Origin of the sequence: Sphaerimonospora sp. CA-214678 (assembly GCF_050942215.1) — a bacterium.
GTDB lineage: Bacteria > Actinomycetota > Actinomycetes > Streptosporangiales > Streptosporangiaceae > Sphaerimonospora.
The window spans coordinates 3,575,804-3,594,330 of record NZ_CP192056.1 but is presented as its reverse complement, the minus strand read 5'-3'; the positions used below and the strand labels follow the sequence as shown (position 1 = coordinate 3,594,330).

10 protein-coding genes are annotated in these 18,527 nt (G+C 73.5%); 9 read left to right on the top strand and 1 reads right to left on the bottom strand.

From position 1 onward, the window contains the following. The first annotated feature begins 9 nt into the window (after positions 1-9). The 5 genes from ACQP1K_RS16155 to ACQP1K_RS16135 are packed head-to-tail and all read left to right on the top strand — an operon-like array spanning position 10 to position 10,433. Positions 10-5,622, top strand: a complete 5,613-nt coding sequence (locus tag ACQP1K_RS16155) for an amino acid adenylation domain-containing protein (RefSeq protein WP_433496532.1) — start codon at positions 10-12, stop codon at positions 5,620-5,622. Beyond that, positions 5,619-7,151 carry a class I adenylate-forming enzyme family protein gene (locus tag ACQP1K_RS16150; protein ID WP_433496531.1) on the top strand — a complete coding sequence of 511 codons (1,533 nt, stop codon included), beginning with the start codon at positions 5,619-5,621 and terminating at the stop codon, positions 7,149-7,151. The genes ACQP1K_RS16155 and ACQP1K_RS16150 overlap by 4 nt, the downstream gene beginning before the upstream one ends. Further along, entirely contained in the window at positions 7,151-8,722 is a 1,572-nt protein-coding gene (locus ACQP1K_RS16145) for a condensation domain-containing protein (protein WP_433496530.1), read from the top strand. Before ACQP1K_RS16150 ends, ACQP1K_RS16145 begins: the two co-directional genes overlap by 1 nt. Continuing rightward, complete coding sequence (locus ACQP1K_RS16140; RefSeq protein WP_433496529.1) at positions 8,716-8,961, top strand: acyl carrier protein; 246 nt, start codon at positions 8,716-8,718, stop codon at positions 8,959-8,961. The genes ACQP1K_RS16145 and ACQP1K_RS16140 overlap by 7 nt, the downstream gene beginning before the upstream one ends. Then, positions 8,958-10,433, top strand: a complete 1,476-nt coding sequence (locus ACQP1K_RS16135; RefSeq protein ID WP_433496528.1) for a condensation domain-containing protein — start codon at positions 8,958-8,960, stop codon at positions 10,431-10,433. Before ACQP1K_RS16140 ends, ACQP1K_RS16135 begins: the two co-directional genes overlap by 4 nt. A gap of 14 nt (positions 10,434-10,447) precedes the next feature. Here ACQP1K_RS16135 and ACQP1K_RS16130 read toward each other — a convergent pair whose 3' ends face one another. Continuing rightward, positions 10,448-11,647: an RNA-guided endonuclease InsQ/TnpB family protein gene (locus tag ACQP1K_RS16130; RefSeq protein ID WP_433496527.1), complete on the bottom strand. Its 1,200-nt coding sequence runs from the start codon at positions 11,645-11,647 to the stop codon at positions 10,448-10,450. 111 nt (positions 11,648-11,758) lie between these two features. Between ACQP1K_RS16130 and ACQP1K_RS16125 the strand changes: the two genes are divergently transcribed. The 4 genes from ACQP1K_RS16125 to ACQP1K_RS16110 are packed head-to-tail and all read left to right on the top strand — an operon-like array spanning position 11,759 to position 18,393. After that, positions 11,759-11,989 (top strand): MbtH family protein, encoded by a 231-nt coding sequence (locus tag ACQP1K_RS16125; protein WP_433496526.1) that lies wholly within the window; start codon positions 11,759-11,761, stop codon positions 11,987-11,989. Continuing rightward, positions 11,990-13,408: a condensation domain-containing protein gene (locus ACQP1K_RS16120; protein WP_433496525.1), complete on the top strand. Its 1,419-nt coding sequence runs from the start codon at positions 11,990-11,992 to the stop codon at positions 13,406-13,408. It abuts the gene before it with no gap. A gap of 6 nt (positions 13,409-13,414) precedes the next feature. Further along, positions 13,415-15,286, top strand: a complete 1,872-nt coding sequence (locus ACQP1K_RS16115; RefSeq protein ID WP_433496524.1) for a non-ribosomal peptide synthetase — start codon at positions 13,415-13,417, stop codon at positions 15,284-15,286. Next, positions 15,283-18,393: an amino acid adenylation domain-containing protein gene (locus tag ACQP1K_RS16110; protein WP_433496523.1), complete on the top strand. Its 3,111-nt coding sequence runs from the start codon at positions 15,283-15,285 to the stop codon at positions 18,391-18,393. The genes ACQP1K_RS16115 and ACQP1K_RS16110 overlap by 4 nt, the downstream gene beginning before the upstream one ends. The last annotated feature ends 134 nt before the right edge of the window (positions 18,394-18,527 follow it).

The following is an 18,527-nucleotide window of genomic DNA, read 5'->3' as shown; positions in this document are numbered from 1 at the left end:
AGGAGAAAGATGATCGAAAACCCGGAGTCCCGCGTGTCCGCGCTGAGCCCGGCCAAGCGTGCGCTGCTCCTTCAGCGGCTGCGCGGCACGGGTGCCGCTCTCGCGCCCATCCCGCCACGGGATCCGCACGCCCCGATCCCGCTCAGCTACGGCCAGGAACGCATCTGGTTCCTCGACCAGCTCGACTCCGGCGACCCGGCGTTCAACATGTGCCTGGCGCAGCGCTGGCGCGGACCCCTGGACATCGCCGCGCTGCAGCGCGCGCTCGACGACATCGTGGCCCGCCACGAGACCCTCCGGACCGGCTTCCGCTCCGACGACGGCAGCCCGGTGCAGATCATCGAGCCGGTGCGGGCCGCCGAGCCCGCGCAGATCGGCGGACCCGCGCAGGCCGCGGACCCGGCGATCTCGCCGGTCCCCATAGAGCTGCTGTCCTGTCCCGCGCCCGGGCCGCAGGACGGGCGGGTCCCCGGCCGCGACGCCGAGGAGTGGGCCAGGCAGGAGGTCGCGCGGCGGACCAACACGCCGTTCGACCTGTCCAGCCCTCCGCTGATCCGGGTCACGCTGCTGCGGCTGGGCCCGGAGGACCACGTTCTGTGCGTCGTCTGCCATCACATCGTGGCCGACGGCGTGTCGCTGAACGTGTTCGCCGGAGAGCTGGCCGCGCGCTACGCCGCCCGGCTGGCCGGCGACGACGCGACCCCGGCGCCGCTCGCCGTGCAGTACGGTGACTTCGCCGCCTGGCAACGGGAGCGCCTGGCGGGAGAAGCGGCGGAGCGGTCGCTGGCCTACTGGACCACCCGGCTGGCCGACGCCCCCGCCCTCGAACTGCCCGCCGACCGGCCGCGCCCCGCGGTGCACTCCTCGCACGGCGACGTCGTCACGGTGTTCCTCGACGCGCGGTCGACGGAGGCGCTGGAGAAGCTGGGCGGACGGCGGGGCGCGACGCTGTTCATGACGCTGCTCGCCGCCTACCAGGCGCTGCTGGCCCGGCACAGCGGTCAGGACGACATCTGCGTCGGCTCGCCCACCTCCGGGCGCGACCGGGTGGAGCTGGAACCCCTCATCGGGTTCTTCCTGAACACGCTGGTGCTGCGCGGCGACCTGTCGGGCGACCCCAGCTTCGACGAGTTGCTCATGCGGACCCGCGCCGCGGTGCTGGACGCCTTCGACCACCAGGACATCCCGTTCGAGCGGGTGCTCACCGAGCTGCGGGTCCAGCGCGACCTCAGTCGCACGGCGCTGTTCCAGACGATGTTCGTCCTGCACACCCAGAACGAGGGGTGGCAGCGCCCCGAGATGCCGGGGATCGAGGAGGTCACCGGCTTCGACACCGGCTACACCGCGGCCAAGTTCGACCTGTCGCTGGACGCGTGGCGGGTGCCGGACGGACTCAACCTGGTGTTCGGGTACGCCACCGACCTGTTCGACCGGACCACGATCGCGATGCTGGCGGACCGCTTCGTCCGGCTGCTGACCGCGGTCGCGGCCGCCCCGGACGTGCCGCTCTCGGAGATCGACCTGCTCTCCGAGGCGGAGCGGCGGCAGGTCCTGGAGTGGGGCGCCGGCACCGGTACGGTCCCCGCCGCCACCGTGCCGGAGCTCATCGCGGCGGCCGTGGCGGCCCACCCCGGCGAGACGGCCGTCACCTGGGCGGCGGACGGATCCGGTGCGTGGAGCTACGCGGAGCTGGACGGCCGGGCCGACCGGCTCGCGCGGGCGCTGCGCGCCGCCGGCGTCGGCCCGGAGTCGATCGTCGCGGTCGCCCTGGAACGCGGGCCGGAACTCGTGGCCGGGCTGCTGGCCGTCTGGCGGGCGGGCGGCGCCTACCTGCCGCTCGACCCGGCCTACCCCGCGCAGCGGCTGGCCGAGATGCTCGCCGACAGCGGGGCGGTGACCGTCCTCACCAGCGCCGGCCTGCGCGACCGCTTCACCACCGGCCGGGTGCTGTGCGTGGACGGCGAGCTGCCGGCCGGCACGGACGATCCGCTGCCCGAGCCCGACCCGGGCCGGGCCGCATACGTGATCTACACCTCCGGGTCCACCGGCCGCCCCAAGGGCGTCGTGGTGGAACACCGCGCGCTGGCCGCCCGGGTCCACTGGATGAGGGAGACCTACGGCCTGGGCCCGTCCGACCGGGTGCTCCAGTTCGCCACGGTCAGCTTCGACACCCACGTCGAGGAGATCTACCCCTGCCTGACCTCCGGCGCCGGGCTCGTGCTGCTCCCGGGCGGCGGCGCGTTCCTGCCCGACTTCCTGAGCACTCCGGCGGGGCGGCAGATCACCGTCCTCGACCTGCCCACGTCGTACTGGCACGAGCTGGTCGCCGACATCGAGACGGTGGAGTGGCCCCCCGGCCTGCGGCTCACCATCCTCGGCGCCGACCAGGCGCAGGCGCCGGCGGTCACCGCCTGGCACCGCCACTTCGGCGGCCGGGTCCGGCTGCTCAACACGTACGGGCCCACCGAGGCCACAGTGATCGCCAGTGCGGCCGAACTGCACGACGACGGCCTGCGCCCGCCGATCGGCCGCCCCATCTCCGCCACCGGCCTGTACGTGCTGGACGGCAGGTACCGGCCGGTCCCGCAGGGGGTCGCCGGTGAGCTGTGCATCGGGGGCGCCGGGCTGGCCCGCGGCTATCTCGGCCGTCCCGACCTCACGGCCGACCGTTTCATCCCGGATCCGTTCGTGCCCGGCGGCCGGCTCTACCGCACCGGCGACCGGGCCCGGTGGCGGTCGGACGGGGAGCTGGAGTTCCTGGGCCGCACCGACCACCAGGTGAAGGTGCGCGGCTACCGGGTCGAACCCGGCGAGATCGAGGCGCGGCTGCTGGAACACCCCGCGGTCGGCCAGGCGGTGGTGCTGGCGGACCGGGGCAACCTCCTGGCCTACGTCGTGGCGCACGCCCGGGACGGCGCGGGCGGCGGCCCGGCGGCGACGCTGCCGGAGGAACTGCGCGACCACGTGGCCGAGACGCTGCCCGCGTACATGGTCCCGGCGGCCGTCACGGTCATGGACCGCCTGCCGCTGACCCCCAACGGCAAACTCGACCGGTCCGCGCTGCCCGCCCCGGTGTTCGGCGGCGGCGACCACGCCGAGCCGCGCACCCCGACAGAGCAGGTGATCGCCGGCATCTGGGCCGAGGTGCTCGGCATGGACCGGGTGAGCGTGACCGCGGACTTCTTCGACCTGGGCGGCCACTCGCTGCTCGCCACCCAGGTCGTCGCCCGGATGCGCCGCACGCTCGGCGCCGGCGTTTCGCTGATGGACCTGTTCCAGCAGCCCACCGTCCGCGCGCTGGCCGCGCTGGCCGACCAGCCCGCCGACGCCAGACGGTCCGGGCGGCTGCTGCACGAGCTGACGCCCCGGCAGGCCGGGCCGGTGCGGCTGACCTACGTGTGCGTGCCGTACGGAGGCGGCAGCGCGGTCGTCTACCAGCCGCTCGCCGACGCGCTGCCCGCCGGATATCGGCTGCTGTCGCTCGCCGTTCCCGGCCACGACCTGGGGCTGGTCGAGGAGCCGCTGCCCTTCGACGAGCTGGCCGCCCGCTGCGTGGCCGAGGTCCTGGAACGGGTGGACGGCCCGGTCGTGGTCTACGGTCACAGCAGCGTCGGCTCGGCCCTGGCCGTGGAGGTCGCGCGCCGGCTGGAGGCGGCCGGGCGGATTCCCGAGGCCGTCTACATCGGCGCCGCCTTCCCGTTCGCCAAACCGCGCGGCCGCGTGCTCAACGCACTGTCCCGCCTGGCCCGCGCCTCGGCCGTCGCCTCCGACCGTGCCTACGCCAACTGGCTGGTCTCCATGGGCGTCGACCTGAGCGAGCTCACCCCGGAGCAGGCCCGCCACATCGTACGCAACATGCGCGCCGAGGCCCAGCACGCCGAGCGGTACTTCACCGAGCTGCTCGACGGCCAGGTCACGCCGTTGCGCGCGCCGCTCGTGACGATCGTCGGCGAGCGCGATCCGGCCACGGAGTACTACGAGGAGCGCTACCGCGAGTGGCACTTCCTGACGCCGGTCAGCGCGCTCGTGGTGCTCAAGGAGGCGGGCCACTTCTTCATCCGGTACCGGGCCGAGGAACTGGCCGAGATCATCACGGCGACGCTTCCCGCCGCGGCGGGGGAGCGCCCGCCGCCGCATCTGACGGAGGCCACCGGCTCGACATGGTGGCTGTACGGGATCGCCAGGGCGGGCGACGCGCCGGCGACGGCGGAGGACCACGGGCCGGAGCCGAGCATGGGGCGCTTCATCGCCGTCGCCTCCGGCCAGCTCGTGTCGATCATCGGCTCCGCCCTGACGGAGTTCGCCATCCCGATCTGGATCTACATCGACACCGGGTCGGTCGCCAGGTTCGCGCTGTTCGCCGTGATCGCGCTGGTGCCGGGGCTGCTGGTGGCGCCGCTCGCCGGAGCGGTCGTCGACCGGATGGACCGCAGGAAGGTCATGCTGAGCGCCGACAGCTCGGCGCTGGCCATCCAGCTCGTACTCGGCATCCTGCTGTGGACCGACCAGCTGGAGACCTGGCACATCTATCCGCTGCTCGTCTGCCTGTCGGTGGCCCTCACCTTCCAGCGTCTGGCGTACGGCTCGGCCATCCCGCAGATCGTGCCCAAGCGCTACCTGGGCCACGCCAACGGCATCAACCAGATGGTCACCGGAGTCGCGCAGCTGATAGTGCCGCTGGTCGCCGCAGGGCTGCTCGCCACCATCGGCCTGGGGGGCATCCTCGCCCTCGACGTGATCAGCTACGCCTTCGCCGTCGGCGTGCTCCTGTTCATCCGCTTCCCCCGCATGATGGCCTGGCATCGGCGCGAGACGGTCACCGCCGAGATCGTCGCCGGTTTCCGCTACTCCTGGCGCCACCGCGGCTTCCGCGGCATTCTGATCTTCTTCGCCGTGCTCAACGTGTTCCTGTCGCCGCTGTTCCTGATGATCTCGCCGCTGGTGCTGGCGTTCGGGACGCTCGAGGACGTGGGCAGGATCTCGTTCGCCTCCGGCCTGGGGGCGTTCCTGGGCGGTCTGGTCATGAGCGTCTGGGGTGGGCCGCGTGAGCTGCGCGTGCGCGGGATGCTGCTCTTCACGCTGGCGCTCGGGGTGGCCGGTCTGGTCACCGGGCTGCGGCCGGACCTGATGGTCATCGCCGTCGGCGCCTCCTGCATGGGGATGGCGCTCACGCTCGTCAACGGCATCTACGCCACGATCGTGCAGGTCAAGGTGCCGCAGCGGTACCACGGGCGGGTGTTCGCGCTCAACACGATGATCGCGTGGTCGACGATGCCGATCGGGTTCGGGCTGGTCGCGCCGTACGCCTCGGCCGTGCTCGAGCCGCTGATGACACCGGACGGGCCGCTGTCCACCACGCTGGGCGTGGTCATGGGAACCGGTGAGGGACGCGGGATCGGGCTGATGTACCTGATCTGCGGTGTGGCGATCCTGCTGATCGGCGGCACGGCGCTGCGCGCCCGGTCGCTGTCCCGCCTGGACCTGGAGGTGGCCGACGCCATGCCGGACGACGTGGTGGGCATCGCCGCCCTGCGCGAGGACACGGCGGGCGAAGGCGCCGCGGGTGCGGGCAGGCCGGCCGAACGCGCGACGGATGAAGGCGTGATGGAGGAGGTCCGATGACGGGTGTGCCAGTGCCGCGGACCGTGCCGGACCTGCTCAGGTCACGGGCCGCCGAGCAGCCGGACCGGGTGGCGATCGAGGTCGCCGGCGGCGAGGCGCTGACGTTCGCCGGCTGGCTGCGCCGCTCGGCCGCCGCCGCCGCCGCGCTCCGGGCCGAGGGCGTACGGCCAGGGGACCGGGTGGGCCTGCTGTTCGGCCACCGCGCCTGGCCCGGCTTCGCCGTCGCCTGCCTCGCCGTCCAGCAGGCCGGGGCGGTGGCCGTGCCGCTGTCGGAACGGCTCGCGCCCCCGGAGATCGCCGCCATGCTGGCCCACTGCGGAGCCGCCGTCGTGGTCCACGACGACCGCATGCCGGCGCCCGAGGGGGCGGGACGGGCGATAGCGGCGTCCGTCCTGGAGGCGTACGGCGCCGCCGGAGGCCCGGACGGGCCGGGCCCGCGCTCGCGCGACCTGGCGCAGATCCTCTACACCTCGGGCACCACCGGCCGGCCGAAGGGGGTGGGCGCCAGCCACGCCAACCTCGTGTACGGCTGCGAGACCAGGCCGAACAGGCGGCGGTTCCGGCACTCGGAGCATCTGCTGCACGCCTTCCCGATCGGCACGAACGCCGGCCAGACCATGCTGATGAACGCGCTGGACGCGCATCCCACCGTGCTCACCCCCGGGCAGTTCACCCCCGGCCGGTTCGCCCGGCTGATCGAGTCGTACCGGGTGGGCACGGTCTTCGTGGTCCCCACGATGGCCGTCGAGCTGCTCAACGCCGGCCTGCACGAGCGGCACGACATGTCCTCCGTCGTCCTGCTGGGGTCGGCCGCCGCCGCGCTGCCCCCGGCGCTGTCGGCCCGGCTGGCCGCCGCCTTCCCCAACGCCACGCTCACCAACTACTACACCTCCACCGAGGCGGCCCCCGCCCAGACCGTCATGGTGTACGACCCGGCCCGGCCCGCGGCGCTCGGCCGTCCCGCGTTCGGCAGCGCCCTGCGGGTGACCGACCGTGAGGGCGCCCCGCTGCCGCCGGGCGAGGTCGGCCACGTCTGGCTGCGCTCGCCCACCGCCACCCGCTCCTACTACGGCGAGGAACGCGCCACGGCCGAGACCTTCCGGGACGGATGGGTCCGCATGGGCGACGTCGGCTACCTGGACGAGGACGGCTACCTGTTCCTCACCGACCGGGAGAGCGACGTCGTCAAGAGCGGCGCCTTCAAGGTCTCGACGCTGCACGTCGAGGCCGTCCTGTACGAGCATCCGCAGATCAGGGAGGCCGCCGTCTTCGGCGTTCCGCACCCGGCGCTCGGGACGGTGCTGGCCGCGGCCGTCGTGCCGTCCCGTCCCGGCCTGACCGCCGGCGACATCCGGGGCTTCCTGCTCGAACGGCTGGCCAGGCACGAGATCCCCGAACGGATGCTGATCACGGACGCCCTGCCGAAGAACCAGACGGGCAAGGTCGTCAAGGGGGAACTGCGGGGTCTGCTCGACGCCTCGGCGCCCACTCAGCGGACGGCGCCCACCCCACGAACGGAGGATGTGTGATGCGACCACCGGAAAGCCCGGCGTCCCTGGCCCAGCACGGGATGTGGCTCACCGAGCGGACGGGTGCGGGCTGGGGCCCGGTCCACCACATGCCGCTGGCCGTGCTGCTGGAGGGACCGCTGGACGTCGCGGCGCTCCGGGCGGCCTGCGAAGCCGTCGTCGCGCGGCATCCCGTGCTCGGCTCGGCGCTGGCCGAACGCGACGGGGAGCTGCGGCTGGTGCCCGCCCGGCACGCCCCGCCGTTCCGCGTCGAGGACGTCGGCAGCATCAAGGACATCGAGGACCTCGGGGACGAGGCGGCGGATGCGGTACGGCGGTCGGTGGCGCGGCCGTTCGAGCTCTCGGACGGGCCGCTCATCCGGTTCACCCTGCTGCGGTCGGACGCCATGCGGCACCTGCTGCTCGCCGTGGCGCACCATGCCGCCTTCGACGGCATGTCGAAGGACATCCTGCTGCGCGACCTCGCGGCCGCGTACGGCGGCGCCGTCCTGCCGCCCCTCGGCCTTTCCTACGGCGAGGCCGTCGCACAGGAGCACGCCCGCGTAGCGGAGAAGCTGGCGGAGGCGGCCGACTTCTGGCGCCCACGCTGGCGCGACGAGCGTGAGCTGCTGCTGCCAGGACTGCGCCGGACCTCGGTCCTCGCGGCGCCAGGCGAGGCGGTGGCCGTACGGATCCCCGACCTCGGCCCTGCGGCCGGCGAGCTCGGCGTCACCGGGTTCGAGCTGCTGCTCGCCGCCGTGCACACGCTGCTGCGGGCGTACGGCAACGCCGATCCGATCGTGTCCGCCGACGTGTCCACCCGGACCGAAGCGACCGCCGACCACGTCGGCATGTTCGTCAACGAGCTGCCCGTACGGGTCGCCGGCGCGCCCGAGGCCGCCGGGACGTTCGGCGAGTTCGCCCGGGCGGTGCGCGCCGAACTGCGGGCCGCCTACCGCCACCGGGAGGTGCCGGTGGCCCGCGCGCTGGGCGGCGTCTCCCCGCGCACCTCGCTCACCCCGGTCTCGGTGAGCTACCGCAGGCGCGGCGCCGACCCCCGGCTGCCGGGGCTGCGGGCCGAGGTCGACTGGACGATGTTCAACCAGTCGGTCCGGGGCACCCTGCACCTGCAGGCGGTCGACGGGCCCGGCGGCATGACCGCCGGATTCCGCTACGACCCGCGATGCCTGGACCGGGCGGCGTGCGAGACGATCGCCGCCGACCTGGCCGGGCTCCTGCGGGCCGTCGCCGACCGGCCCGGAGCGTCCATCGCCGATCTGCCGCTCCCGTCGCCGTCCGCCGCGCCGGAAGCGGTGACGCCCGGCGACGCGGCCGGCGACGGGACCGGCGGCGCGGGCGCCGACGTGCTGGACGCGGTGCTGGGCATCTGGCGGGAGGTGCTCAAGGTCGACGAGATCGAACCCGGCGACGACCTGTTCGACCTCGGCGGCCACTCGCTGTCGATCACGCAGATCATCGCGCGGGTGCGCGACGATCTGGACGTCGAGCTGTCGTTCGAGGTGTTCATCGACGACCCGACGGCGGCGGGCATCGCCGCCGAGGTGGCGCGGGCGCGGGAGGACGCATGCTGAGGGAGCGCCTCGCCGAGCTGATCTCCCAGGCATGCGACGGCGACCCGGGCGTCGCGGAGATCCTGGCGGCCGACCGCACGCTGCCCGCCCTGGGCGTCACCTCGCTCGCCTACCTGCGGCTGATCGACGCGCTGGAGGTCGAGTTCGACATCGAGCTGGACCCCGACCCGGCGAGCCTCGACACCCTGGACGGGCTCGCCCGGTACGTCGCCGAGCGGTCGACGGCGGCCGGGCGATGACCGCGCCCGCCCTCGTCCGCCTCGGCTCGGAGATCGTCGAGTTCGCGGCCGACGGCGGTGACGCGCCCCTCACGTGGGGTCAGCGCGCCATCTGGCGGATCACCCGGTGGCTGGACGACGGCGATCCGTATTTCAACATGACGTGGGTGCTGCCCGTCGTCGGCAAGCCGGACCTGCCGGCCGTGCTGCGCGCCCTGACCACACTGATCAACCGCTACGAGTCGCTGCGCACCACCATCCGCCCGGCCGCCGGGGCGACGGGGGGCGACGCCGATCCGGGGGCGCCGCCGGACGATTTCGTGCAGCGGATCGCGGCGCGCGGACGGCTCACCGTCGACGTCTTCGACGCGGCCGGCGGCAGGCCGCGCGAGGTCGCCGCAGCGGTCGCGGCCGAGCTGGCGGCCAAGGGCTTCGACTACGGCGGAGAACTGCCGGTGCGCTGCGCCGTGGTGACGGCGGACGGACGGCCCAGGGCGCTGGCCTTCGCGCTGTCCCATCTCGCGGTGGACGCCGGCGCGCTGGACGTGATGGCCGCGCAGTGGCGGCTGCTGCTCACCGGCGAGCGGCTGCCGCCGGTCGCCTGGCAGCCACGCGACCAGGCCGCCCACGAGCAGAGCGCGGCGGGCCGGGCCCGCGGCGAGCGGACGCTGCACCATTGGAGCTCGGTGCTGCGAGAAGTCCCGGCGACGCTTTTCGATCACCCGCCGGGAACGCCGGAGGACCCGCGATTCGTCCGGATCGGCATGGAGTCCGCCGCCGTGGCCGCCGCCACGGAGACGCTGGCCGCGCGCTGGTCGATCAGCACCACCAGCGTCCTGCTGTCGGCGGCCGCCGTGCTGCTGACCACCGTCACCGGCCGGCGGAAGGCCGTCATGCAGTTCATCGTCGGCAACCGCCACGACGCGCGGCTGCGCGACATGGTCGGCACCGCCGTACAGGACGGGCTGTTCACGCTCGAACTGCCGGACGGCACGTTCGCCGACGCCGCCAGGACCGGGCACCGGCAGGCGTTGATCACCTACCGGCACGCGCACTACGAGCCCTACGCGATGATGCGGCTGCGCGACGAGGCGGGCCCGGCCGACCTGTCGGCCTACTTCAACGACGTGCGGACCGTGCCGACCTGGCCCAACCGGCCGAGGGGCGAGCCCGCCGAGCTGACCGGGCGCACCCGGACGTTCTTCGTCGGCGCCTGGTCCGAGGTGGACGCCAAGGTGTTCTTCGCCACCGGCCCCGCCACCCACACCTGCCAGCTCTATCTGCTGACCGACACGGCCTACCTGCCCCGCCCGGCCGCGTACGAGATGCTGCGCGGCGTCGAGACGCTGCTGGTGCGCAGCGTGACCGAGGACGTGCCGCTCGACCGGTTGCGCGAGATCTGCCTGCCCAGGGTCTGTCCGCCGGAAAACCGTTCGCCCGGGGCCCGGGGGCGCGGGGACCTGGCCCTTGCCATCGAGAAGGAACCGACTTGACTTCCTCCCCACGTCTAAAGGCGGGGGATTCCAACCTTCACAGGTTGGGGTTCCTGCTTCACAGGCGACAGCACCCGGGGGGACCCGGATTGTCTGACGTCACCTCCACAGGCAGACACGGCAAGACCTGCCGCCAGGATGTTCTTCGCGGCGTTGACGTCCCGGTCATGCCGGGTACCGCAGGCCGGGCACTGCCACGTCCGGATGTCGAGCGAGAGCCGGGCGAGCAGGTGCCCGCACGCACTGCACGTTTTCGAGCTAGGGAACCAGCGGTCGATGACCACGAGGTGGCGGCCGTACCTGGCCGCCTTGTACTCCAGCTGGCGGCGGAACTCGCCCCACCCGCAGTCGGAGATCGCCTTGGCCAGCTTCGGGTTCCGCACCATGCCCTTGACATTGAGGTCTTCGATCACGATCACGTCGTGGTCGCGGACCAGCCGTGTGGACGTGCGGTGCAGGAAGTCGGCCCGGGCGTCGGCGACCTTGCGGTGGGCGCGGGCGACCTTCGCCCTGGCCTTGGCCCGGTTCGCGCTGCCGCGCCGCTTGCGGGCCATACGCCGCTGGTAGCGGGCCAGGTTCTTCGCTTTGCGCTCCAGATGACGCGGGTTGGCGATCTTCTCTCCGTCGGAGGTGACCGCGAAATCCCTCACGCCCAGATCCACCGCGGCGACGGCGCCGGTCGCCGGGGCCTGCCCGGGATCGTCCACGTCCACGGCGAAGGACACATACCAGCGGCCGTCAGGGTCACGGGAGATGGTCGCCGTAGTCGGGTTGATCGATGCCGGATCGACCTCGGGCCAGGACCACACGAACTCCAGCGGCGTATCCATCTTCGCCAGCCACAGCCGGCCGTCACGGTAGCGGAAACCCGACCGCGTGTATTCCGCGCTCTGCCGTCCGGTCCGGGACTTGTAACGCGGGTATTTGGCCCGTCCGGCGAAGAAGTTTGTGAACGCGACCTGCTGGTGCCGGACCGCCTGTTGCAGCGGAACCGAGGAGACCTCGTTCAGCCAGGCCGTCTCCTCGTCGGCTTTCATCGCGGTGAGGCGGGCGTTCGCCTGGACGAAGTTCGTTTTGGCCTGTTCGGCGTGGTAGCGGGCGTGCCGCCAGGCCAGGGTGCGGTTCCAGACGAATCGTACGCAGCCGAACGTGCGGTTCAGCACCGCAGCTTGTTTGGGTGCCGGGTAGACCCGGCACTTGTACGCCGTCCGCATAGATCAATCTTAACGGAGCGGCATGGTTTGGATACAAACCGTGACCGTCTGGGTCCGGCTTTCCTCCCCAGGGCAAACAAAGCCCGGGGTCTCCAGCCTTAAGGAGTTCCGATGAGCGAGAACATCGGCCACGCCGGCGGACGCGACGCGCAGCCGCCGGGCGGGGGCTCGATGCGGGTGGTCGTCAACGACGAGGAGCAGTACTCCATCTGGTGGGAGGGCAGGGAGATCCCGGCGGGCTGGACGCCGACCGGGTTCTCCGGCACCCGCCAGGAGTGCCTGGACCACATCGCCGAGGTCTGGACCGACATGCGGCCGCGCAGCGTACGGGGCGGGGTGTAGGTGACCGCGCCGGACACGCGGGAGGCGCTGCTGCGGCGGCTCGCCGCGCTGCCCCCCGCCCGCCGCGAGGCGCTGCGCCGCTCCCTGGCCGACCGGGCAGCGGTCCGGCTGCCCTCGGGGCCGCTCTCGTCCGGTCAGGAGCGGCTGTGGTTCCTCAGCAGGTTCGACCCGGACGACAGCGGCAACCACATCCTGTGGTGCGTACGGCTGCGCGGCCCCATCGACGCCGCCGCGCTGGCCGGGGCGTTCACCCGGGTGGCCGGGCGGCACGACGTGCTGCGCGCCCGGTTCCGCCTGGACGGCGACCGCCCGGTCCAGGTGATCCCCCCGCCGGCCCCCGTGGAGTTGACGCGCATCCGGCTGGACGGCGGCGAGCAGGCCGTCATCGACGAGGCCGTGGCCGTGTTCTTCAACCGGCCGTTCGACCTGGAGCGCGAGCCGCCGATGCGGGTCGCCCTGATGGAGATCGACGGCGAGCACGCCGTGCTCTGCATCGTGCTGCATCACATCGCCGGCGACGGATGGTCGCTCGACATCCTCATGCGCGAGCTCGCCGAGTGCTACGCCGCCCGCCGTGAGGGCAGGGAACCGGCGCTGGAGGAGCTCGCCGTCACCTACGCCGACTTCGTCGCGGCCGAACGACGCGAGGCCGAGGCGTCCGGCCGGGAACGGCTCGGCTACTGGACCGCGCGGCTCGCCGGGGTTCCCGCGCTCGACCTCCCCGGCGACGGTCCGCGCCCGCCCCGGTGGAGCGGGCGCGGCGCGAAGGAGCCACTCGCCGTGCCGGACGAGGTGATCTCCGGACTGGAGGGGGTGGCCAGGCGGGAGCGGTGCACGCTGTTCATGGCGCTGCTCGCCGCCTACCAGTGGACGCTCGGCGCCGCGGCGGGGCAGGACGACTTCTGCGTCGGCGTGCCCGTCGCCGGGCGCGGCCGCTCCGAGTACGCGCCGGTGATCGGCTACTTCTCCAACACCATCGCGCTGCGCGCCGACCTGTCCGGCGACCCCACCTTCCGCGAGGTCCTGGCGCGGATCCGGCCGGACACGCTGCGCGCGCTGGCACGTGCCGACGTCCCGTTCGAGCGGATACTCGGGGCGCTGCGGCTGCCCCGCGACCTGAGCAGGCCGCCGCTGTGCCAGGTGATGTTCAACCTGCACAACCTGCCCAAGGACGACCTGCTGCGCACCAGCATGGGCGATCTGTCCGTCGAGGTCTATCCGCCCCCGCAGACCGGGCGCACCAAGGCGGACGTGTGGGCGGACGTCTACCGCGGCCCGGAGGGTCTGGGCGGCTACTTCGAATACAACAGCGATCTGTTCTCGGCCGCGACCGCGCGGCGGCTGGTCCAGGACTTCACCGGGCTGATCGCCCGGGTCGGAGCCGACCCCGACCTCCGGCTGTCCGAGTGGAAAGGTTGATGCCTCATGAGTTCGACGCTGGACCTCGTCCGGCGCTGGTGCGACCGCACCCCGGCCGCCGTCGCCGTACGCGCGCCGGATGGCGAGCTGACCTACGGTGAGCTGTGGCGGCGGGTCGAGAACCTGGCGGCGGTGCTGCGCGAGCGCGGCGTGGGGCCGGAGGTCCCGGTGGGGGTGTGCCTGGAGCGGACCGGCGGGATGCTCGTCGCCGTGCTGGCCGTCTGGGCCGCCGGCGGCGCCTACGTGCCGCTCGACCCGGCCTTCCCCGCCGACCGGCTGCGCCTCATGCGCGAGGACGCGGGCATCGGCCTCGTGCTGACCTGGCCGAAGGTGAACCGCGCGCTGGTCGAGGGCGTCCCCGACGTGCTGGAGCTGACCCCGGGCGGGGTCCCGGCGACCGCGCTCGTTCCCGGCGGCCCACCCGCCGAACCCGTCGCCGGGGACGTGGCGTACCTGATCTACACCTCGGGGTCCACGGGGCGGCCCAAGGGGGTGGCCGTGCCGCACCCCGCGGTGACCAACCTGCTGGAGTCGTTCGCGTCCGACCTCGCCCTGACGAGCGCCGACGTGTGGCTCGCCGTGACCACGCTGTCGTTCGACATCTCCGTACTCGAACTGCTCCTGCCGCTGATCTGCGGCGCACGGGTGGTCGTCGTCTCAGCGGGGGAGGCGGCCGACGGCCCGGCGCTGCGTGAGCGCGCCGTCGCCGAGAACGTCACGGCGATGCAGGCCACGCCCGCCGGCTGGCGCATCCTGGTGGACTCCGGCGGGGTGCCCGGCGGCATCCGCCTGCGCCTGTGCGGCGGCGAGGCGCTGCCCCGCGACCTGGCCGACGCGCTGCTGTCCGGCGGCGCCGAGCTGTGGAACGTCTACGGCCCGACCGAGACCACCGTCTGGTCGACCGCCGGGCGGGTCGCGCCGTCCCCGGCCCCGATCGACCTGGGCGAGCCGATCGCCCGCACGAGCGTGCACATCCTCGGCCCCGGCGGCGAGCCCGTGCCGCCCGGTGAGGCCGGCGAGCTGTACATCGGCGGCGCCGGCCTGGCCCGCGGCTACCACGGCATGCCGGCGCAGACCGCCGCCCGCTTCCTGCCCGATCCCTTCTCCGACCGGCCGGGCGCCCGCATGTACGCCACGGGCGACCTGGCCAGGGTCACCCCCGGCGGCCGGCTCGAATACCTCGGCCGCGCCGACCAGCAGGTCAAGATCCGCGGCTTCCGTATCGAGCTCGGCGAGATCGAGACCGTGCTGCGGGCCGGCCCCGGCATACGGCAGGCCGCGGTGGGCGTCCATCCCGGCCCCGACGGCCAGCCCCGGCTCGTCGCCTACATCGTCCCCGACCCGGCCGCCGGGACGGAGATCGACGCGGCGGCGCTCTGGGCCGGCCTGCGCACCCGGCTGCGCGAGCGGCTGCCCGAATACATGGTGCCCGGTCGGATGAACCTGCTGGACGCCCTGCCTCTCACGCCCAACGGCAAACTCGACCGCGCCGCGCTGCCGGTGCCGGAGTGGACCAGGACCACCGGCGTCCCCTACCGCGCTCCGGTCACCGCGATGGAGGTCGAGCTGGCCGGCATGTGGGCCGAGGTGCTGGGCGTCGAGGAGCCGGTCGGCGTGGACGACGACTTCTTCGACCTCGGCGGGCACTCGCTGACCGCCACGCAGATCATCGCCAGGATCCAGGCCGGGTTCGCGGTGGCGGTGCCGATCGTGACGCTGTTCGAGCACCCGACCGTCGCCGGGCTGGCCGAGGCGATCGAGCGGCTCGATCCCGACGACCTCGACCTGATCGGGGTGGCGGCCCTGCGCGACCAGCTCGACGGCCTCAGCGCCGAGGAACTGTCCTCCCTGTTCGACGAACTGGCGCCGGACGCATGAGGGCGCCCCTGTCCCCGGCCCAGGAACGCCTGTGGCTGCTGCAGCGTCTCGAACCCGACGACGCGACCTACACCGTCTTCCAGGTCCGCCGGCTGTACGGGCCGCTGGACCGCGACGTCCTCACCGGCGCCGTCGCCGACCTGGTGGCACGGCACGAGAGCCTGCGCACCCGCTTCGTCGAGGTGGACGGCGTGCCCTGGACGGACTCCGCCCCCTCGGCCGAACTGCCGATCGAGTGGCTGTCGGCGCGCGACGCCGCCGATCCGGTCGCCGAGGCCGAGCGGCTGGTCGCGGAACGGGTCAACGCGCCGTTCGACCTCGCCGCCCGGCCGCCGGTGCGGCTCGCCATGATCGAGCTCGGTGACGACGACCACGTGCTGTGCCTGACCCTGCACCACATCATCGCCGACGGCTGGTCGTTCAACGTGCTCGTCAACGACCTGGCCGGGTTCTACACCGCCCGCGTGCTGGGCCGCGAGCCCGGGCACAGGCCGCTGCCCGTGCAGCCCAGCGACTACGCCCGCTGGCAGCGCAGGCGGGCCGAGCGCGCGGTGCCGTACTGGCAGGAGCGGCTGGCCGACCCGCCGCCCCCCGACCTGCCGTTCGACCGGTTGATCCCCGCCCACCGCCCCGGGCACGCCGCCTACCACCACAGCAGGCTCCCCGCGCGGCTCGCCGCCGCGCTCGACCGGCTGGCCAGGGAGAACCGGACGACCCTGTTCACCGTGATGATGGCCGCCTACCAGGTGCTGATCTTCCGGCACACGGGCCGGCGCGACATCCTCGTCGGCACCGCCGTCGCCGGCCGAGACCGGGTGGAGCTGGAACCGCTCGTCGGCTACCTGACCCAGACCGTGGTGCTGCGCGCCGAGCTCGACGGCGACCCGTCCTTCACCGAGTTCCTCGCCCGCACCCGCACCGAGGCGCTGGCGGCGATGAGCCGGCCGGGCGTCCCGTTCGAACGGTTCCGGCAGCAGCCGGACACACTGATGCCCAGCATGTTCATCCTGCACAGCCAGAACGACGGCGTGCCCCCGCCCTTCGGGGAACTGACCGTGGAGGGGTTCACCGACGGCTACCGCCAGCTCAAGGGCGACCTGCTGGTCGAGGCGTGGTGGGAGCACGGCGAGCTGATCGTCTCCTTCTGCCACGACCCCGGCATGGTCGCGCCCGAGACGATCGCACGGCTGGCCGAGCGGTTCGACCTGCTGCTGGAGTCGATCACGGCCGCCCCGGCCACCCCGGTCTCGGCCCTGCGCCTGTGGACCGACGGCGACCTGGCGGACATCGGCCGGCTGGCCGGCCGGGGGACGACCGAGCCCGGCCCCGCCGTACCCGAGCTGCTCGCGGAGACGGCCGGCAGGCACCCCGGCGCGATCGCGGTGGCCTGCGGGGAGCGGTCGGTCACCTTCGCCGAACTGCACGAGAACGCCGGCCGGCTGGCCGCCTCCCTGCTGGAGCGGGGCGTACGGCGCGGCGACGTGGTGGGGGTGCGGCTGCCCCGCTCGGTCGAGGCGATCACCGCCCTGCTCGCGATCTGGCGGGCCGGCGCGGCCTATCTGCCGCTGGACCCCGCCGACCCGCCCGAGCGCCTGGCCGCCTCGCTGACCGACCTGGCCATGACCGGCCGGGGCACGGCCTACCTCGTCACCGACGGCGAGGCCCCGCCGTTCGCCACCGTCATCGCCCCCCTCGTCCCCGCCCGCGGCCCGGCGGAGGCTCCGCCCGCCGTGCCGGTCACGGGGAGGGACGGGGCGTACGTGATCTCCACGTCCGGCTCCACCGGCGTGCCCAAGGGTGTGCTGATCGAGCACGGAGCCGTCGCCGCGCGGGTCCGCTGGATGCGCGAGGCGTACGGCCTGGCCCCCGGCGACCGGATCGTCCAGTTCGCCTCGCTCAGCTTCGACACCCACGTCGAGGAGATCTTCCCGGCGCTGGCGGCCGGGGCCACGCTGGTCCTGCTTCCCGACGGCGCCGCCACCCTGCCCGACGTGCTCGCCTCGCCGCAGGGCGCCGGCGTCACCGTGCTCGACCTGCCGACCGCCTACTGGCATCACCTGGTCGACGACCTCGACGAGATCGCCTGGCCGCCGGACCTGCGGCTGGTGATCCTCGGCGGGGAGCAGGTGTCGTCCGACGCGGTCGCCCGGTGGCGGGCCCGGTTCGGCGACTCGGTGCGACTGGTCAACACCTACGGACCGACCGAGGCCACCGTGATCGCCACGGCCGCCGACCTCGGCGGCGACCCGGACGAGGCCGCCGAGCGCCGGGTGCCGATCGGCGTCCCGGTGGGAGCGGCCTCCGTCCACGTTCTGGACGCCAGGGGCGAGCCGCTGCCGCGTGGCGCCGTCGGGGAGCTAACCATCGGCGGAGCGGGCGTGGCCAGGGGTTACCTCGGCCGCCCGGCCCTCACGGCGGCCGCCTTCGTGCCCGACCCGCACGGCGCGCCGGGGAGCCGCCGCTATCTGACGGGTGACCGCGCACGCTGGCGGTCCGACGGGCGGCTGGAATTCCTGGGCCGCCTCGACGCGCAGGTCAAGGTGCGCGGCTTCCGCATCGAGCCGGGAGAGGTGGAGTCGCGGCTGCTGGCCCACCCCGGGGTGAACCAGGCGCTGGTCACGGCGCGCGGCGACGACCTCGTGGCCTACGTCGCCGGCACGGCCGACCCCGCCGACCTCCGGTTCGAGCTGGAACGCACGCTGCCCCGCCACCTGGTGCCCACCCGGTGGGTGCGTCTGGCGGCCTTCCCCCTCACCACCAGGGGAAAGATCGACCGGGCCGCGCTGCCGGACCCGGGGCAGGCCGAGCAGCGGGCCGACCACGTGCCGCCGCGCACCGACGCGGAGCGCCTCGTGGCCGCGATCTGGTCCGAGCTGCTGGGGGTGGAGGTCGGCGTCCACGACGACTTCTTCGCCTTGGGCGGTCACTCCCTGCTGGCGACCAGGATCGCGGCCCGGCTGCGCGCGGCAACCGGGGTGGAGATCCCGATCAGGACCCTGTTCGCCCAGCGTACGGTCGCCGAGCTGGCGACGGCCGTTGAGGAGCTGCTGATCGCCGAGCTGTCCGCCATGACCGACGAGGAGGCGGCCGCCCTGCTCGACTCCTAGCCCCCCACCCCTTGCCCGTGATCTTGCGAATGCTCGCATACCTGCCCCGTGAGCAGGCACATCACGTTCGGTGATCTTGCAGTTTCTCGCAGGTCCAGGCGGTGAGCAGCGCAAATGGTTTTGGTGATCTTGCA